Source organism: Nocardia sp. NPDC004582, assembly GCF_053602115.1.
Genome location: NZ_JBSGCY010000242.1, coordinates 1 through 5,132 on the forward strand (window position 1 = coordinate 1; position 5,132 = coordinate 5,132).

1 protein-coding gene and 2 pseudogenes are annotated in these 5,132 nt (G+C 72.7%); all 3 read left to right on the top strand.

The features are described 5' to 3' along the window. Window positions 1-2,219, top strand: a 2,219-nt coding sequence (locus tag ACWELJ_RS33170) for a condensation domain-containing protein (protein WP_452370023.1), incomplete at its 5' end; no start/stop codon positions are given. A gap of 422 nt (window positions 2,220-2,641) precedes the next feature. Continuing rightward, window positions 2,642-4,930, top strand: a pseudogene (locus ACWELJ_RS33175) (amino acid adenylation domain-containing protein); the annotation flags it as partial. A 110-nt stretch (window positions 4,931-5,040) separates the two neighbouring features. Further along, a pseudogene (locus ACWELJ_RS33180) lies at window positions 5,041-5,132 on the top strand (DUF3556 domain-containing protein); the annotation flags it as partial.

Sequence of the window (5,132 nt, forward strand, 5' to 3'; positions counted from 1 at the left end):
CCCGCCTGGTGGCCTACGCGGCGGTGCCCGGCACCGCCGAGGAGCGCCGCGAAGAGGTGTCGGCCGCGCTGCGCGCCGCCCTGGGCGCGGAGCTGCCCACGTACATGGTCCCGGCCGCGCTGGTGGTCCTGGACACCCTGCCGCTGAACGCGAACGGCAAGGTGGACCGGGCGCGGCTGCCCGAGCCGGTCTTCGCGGTGGCCGCCTACCGCGAGCCGGTGACGGCCGTCGAGCAGGCTGTCGCGGCCGGCTTCGCGGAGGTCATCGGGGTGGCCGAGGGCACCCTGGTCGGTCTGGACACCGACTTCTTCGCCCTGGGCGGCAACTCGCTGATGGCGACCCGCCTGGCCGCCCGCCTCGGCTCGGATCTCGGTGTGCGCGTGCCGGTCTCGGCACTGTTCGAGGCTCCGACCGTGGCCGGCCTGGCCACCTGGATCGCCACCGCCGACCACGCCGACTCACTGCCCCCGCTGGTGCGCCGCACCGACGCGGGCCCGGCCCCGCTGTCGCTGGCGCAGCAGCGGATGTGGGTGCTCAACCGCCTGCACCCGGAGTCGGGCGCCTACAACGTGCCCGTCGCCATCCGCCTCACCGGCGCGCTGGACCGCGACGCGCTCACCGCCGCCCTGCGGGATGTGCTGGAGCGCCACGAGATCCTGCGCACCCGCTACCCCGAGGTGGACGGCGAGGCCGTGCAGGTGGTGCTCGACCTCGGCGAGCTCGACGGCGAGCTCACCCCGGTCCCGGTGGCGGAGCCGGACCTGAACGCCCGCCTGCTCGAGGTCGCCACGGCCGGTTTCGATGTCACCGCCGCCCCGCCGGTACGGGTCCAGCTGTTCGAGCTGGCCCCGGCCGAGCACGTGCTGATCGTGGTGCTGCACCACATCAGCGCCGACGGCTACTCGGTGCTGCCGATGACCCGGGATCTGGTGCTGGCCTACACCTCCCGCCTCACCGGCGCGGCTCCGGCGTGGGCTCCGCTCGAGGTCCAGTACGGCGACTTCGCCGCCTGGCAGCGCGCGGCGCTCGGCTCCGACACCGACCCGGAGAGTCTGCAGTCGCGGCAGCTGGCGTTCTGGGTGAACGAACTGTCCACCGCCCCCGAGCAGTTGGCGCTGCCCACCGACCGCCCGCGGCCGGCCCGGCGCGAAATGCTCGGCAAGACCATCGCTTTCGAGATCGCGGGCGACACCGTCGCGAAGCTCACGGAGCTGTCGCAGGCGCACGGCGCGACCCTGTTCGGCGCGGTGCACGCCGCCTTCGCGGTGCTGCTGTCGAAACTGTCCGGGCAGCGCGACATCTCGGTCGGCGTTCCCGTCGCCGGGCGCGGTGAGCGGGCGCTGGACGACCTGATCGGCATGTTCGTCAACACCGTGGTGCTGCGCGCCGAGGTGGACGCCAAGCTGGCCTTCACCGACCTGCTGCGTCAGGTGCGCGATCGCGACCTGGCCGCGTTCGACAACGGCGACGTGCCGTTCGAGCGGGTGGTCGACGCGGTGCTGTCGGCCACCGGCCGGCCCCGGTCGGCCTCGGGCAGCCCGCTGTTCCAGGTGGCCTTCGCCTTCCAGAACATGGCGCCGGTCTCGGCCGAACTGCCCGGCCTGACGGTCGAGGCGCTCGAACCGGAGCTCACCGAGGCCAAGTTCGATCTGCAGCTCACCGGTATCGAGCAGCACGACGACGCCGGCCGGGTGGTCGGCCTGGACATGCGATTCACCTATGCCACCGACATCTTCGACGCCGACTCGGTGCGCCTGCTGGCGCAGCGGTTGCGGCTGGTGCTCGACGCCGTGGTCGCCGATCCGGCGGTCGCGGTGCGCGCCATCGACATCCGCACCGAGGCGGAGCGCGGCCGCCGCCCCGGCACGGGTGCGCCGAAGACCGAAAACGTCGCGCCGGAGCCGTCTTCGGACGCCCCGGCCGATCTGCCCGCACTGATCGCCGCCGCGTCGGCCACCGCTCCCGAAGCGGTCGCCCTCACCCACGGCGAGCACACGGTGACCTACCGGGATCTCGCCGAGAAGATCGCCGTCACCGCCCGCGCCATGGGCGCCGCCGCGAAACCGGAGGCGCTGGTCAACGTGGCACTCGCCGGGCTGGTGCCCGGCATTCTGGCCGCCCTCGGCGCGGCCGGACTCCGTCAGGCCCTGAGCACGCTCACCGCGGACGCGCAGGCCCTGGTCCTTCGCTCGGAAAGCTCGTCGGAAGGAAGCCTCTGATGTACTACGCAGAGTCGATCGCCACCACTCGGACCGGACGCGCCACGGCCTTGCGCCGGGCCTACGGTGTGGGCGACCTACCATGCCTGATCGCCGTGGTGGCCGAGCTCGACGCCGAACGCGTCGCGCTGCGCTACGCCGGCGACACCGTCGCCTACGGCGTGCTGGCGGCCGAGATCGCGATGCTGAGCGAGGCGATGGGCGGCGCGCTCGAGCCCGAGGCGCTGATCCAGGTGGTGGTCTCGGGCCAGCTGCCCGGCCTGATGGACGGCGAGGCGGGTGGCCTGACCGCGGCGCTGGAAGCCCTGGTCGACGACGCCGTGCTGGCCGCCGCCGATGTCTTGGACCCCAAGCTGGCCCCGGTCGAGACGCTCAGCACCCAGTTCCGGGCGCAGGCCCAGCTCACCCCGGACGCCATCGCCATGGACTACGACGGCGAGACCCTCACCTACGCCGAATTCGCCACGCGCGTCACGGTTCTCGCCCGCCACCTGCGCACCCTGGGGGTCGGCCCGGACGTGCTGGTGGGCCTGGCGGTGCGCCGCTCCTTCGAGCTGCTGGTCGGCATGTTCGCCATCCTGGAGGCGGGCGGCGCGTACGTGCCGATCGATCCGGACCACCCGGCCGAGCGCACCTCCTACGTGCTCGAGGTGGCCCAGCCCGCGGTGGTGCTCACCACCACCGCCGACCACCCGCCCTTCGAGATCGCCGCCCCGGTGCTGCGCATCGACGAATTCGAGGACAACGCACGGGAACTGGGCATCAACGGCGACCGGCTGCTGTCCCCGGCCGACGACCCGGAGCTACCCCAGCCGGGCCCGGACAACCTGGCCTACGTCATCTTCACCTCCGGTTCCACCGGCCGTCCCAAGGGCGTGGCCATCCCGCATCGCGCGGTGATCGCCTTCCTGCGCTGGCAGCAGCGGCAGTTCCGGCTCACCGACGCCGACGCGGTGCTGTACAAGACCTCCACCACGTTCGACGCCTCGGTGTGGGAGATCTTCTGGCCCTTGACCACCGGCGCGCGGGTCGCGATGGCCCGCCCCGACGGCCACCTGGACCCCGCCTACCTGGTGGACGTGATCCGCGAATCCCGGGTCACCACCGCGTTCTTCGTGCCCTCCATGCTGGCCGAACTGGTGGGCGAGGTGATGCGCCGCGGCGAGGAGATGCCCGATTCGCTGCGCTACCTGCTCTCCGGTGGCGAGGCCGTCCACGTCGGAATCGCCGCTGACTTCCGCAGCGTCAGCGGCGCCACCCTGTTCGACGTGTACGGCCCGACCGAGTCCACCGTGCTGGCCACCTCGCACGAGGTCACCGCCGCCGACATCGACTCCATCCCGATCGGCAACCCCGGCGACGACGTGGAAGTGCTGGTCCTGGACCAGGATCTGCGCCCGGTGCCGGTCGGCGTGGTGGGTGAGCTCTACATCGCGGGCCCGCAGCTGGCCCGCGGCTACACCGGCCGCTACGGCCTCACCGCCGAGCGCTTCGTGGCCAACCCCGAGGGCCCCGCCGGTGACCGCATGTACCGCACCGGCGACCTGGTGCGCTGGGTGTCGAACCCGGACAACGGCCCCGACGAGCTGGAATACGTGGGCCGCAGCGACTTCCAGGTGAAGATGCGCGGTCTGCGCATCGAGCTCGGCGAGGTCGAGACCGCGCTGCGCCGCGACGCCGCCGTCGCGCACGCGGCCGTGCTCATGCACACCCGTGCCAACGGCGAACAGGCCCTGGTCGGCTATGTGGTGCCCGCCGCCGGTCACGAGATCGACAGTGCCGCTGTGCTGTCCACGGTGCGGGTGCACGTGCCCGAGTACATGGTGCCGTCGCTGCTGGTCCCGATGGCCGCGCTGCCGCTGAACGTGAACGGCAAGGTGGACCGCCGCGCACTGCCCGAACCGGATTTCGCCGAGGCCGCCACCGTCTACCGTGCGCCGGAGACCCCGGCCGAGGAAGCGGTCGCGGCCATCTTCGCCGACCTGCTCGACCTCGAGCAGGTCGGCGCGGACGACGACTTCTTCGCCATCGGCGGTAACTCGCTCATCGCCACCCGCGCCATCGCCCGTATCCGGGAGACCCTCGGTGTCACCGTGGACGTGCGCGACTTCTTCGATCGCCCGACCGTGGCCGCGCTGGCCGCCCTGGGCGACAACGCGGGCCCGGCCCGGCCGCCGCTGATCGCGGGCCCGCGCCCGGACCACATCCCGCTCTCGCCCGCCCAGCAGCGCATGTGGTTCCTCAACCACTACGCGCGCAGCGAATACGACCCGGCCGCCGACGAATTCGATCCGGCCGCGGTGGACAACATGCCGTTCGCGCTGCGCCTGCGCGGCGATCTGGACACCGACGCGCTGGCCGCCGCCTTCGCCGACGTGGTCGAGCGCCACGAGTCGCTGCGCACCTACTACCCGGCCGCCGAACAGGGCCCGGCCCAGATGGTACTGCCCGCCGCAGCGGTCGACCTGACCCCGCGCGACGTGCCCGAGGATCAGCTGGTCGGCACCGTACTCGGTTTGGCCGCACAGGGTTTCGACGTCACCGCCGAGGTGCCGCTGCGCGCCCGGCTGCTGCGCTCGGGCCCCGGCGACCACACCCTGGTCGTGGTGGCCCACCACATCGCCGCCGACGGCGCCTCCATCGGCCCGCTGGTGCGCGACCTGGTGATGGCGTACGTGGCCCGCCAGGCCGGGCAGCGCCCGCAGTTCGCGCCGCTGGCCGTGCAGTACGCCGACTACGCGCTGTGGCAGCGCGCCTGGATGGGCGACGAGGCCGACCCGGAGTCGGTGTCGGCTCGCCAGATCGCCTTCTGGGCACGCGCCTGCACCGGCGCTGCGGCTTCGAACCGGGAGAACTGCGGGTGGTCGTGCTCGAGTCGCAACCCATCCATCGGCAGCGTCAGCGGTACCGGAT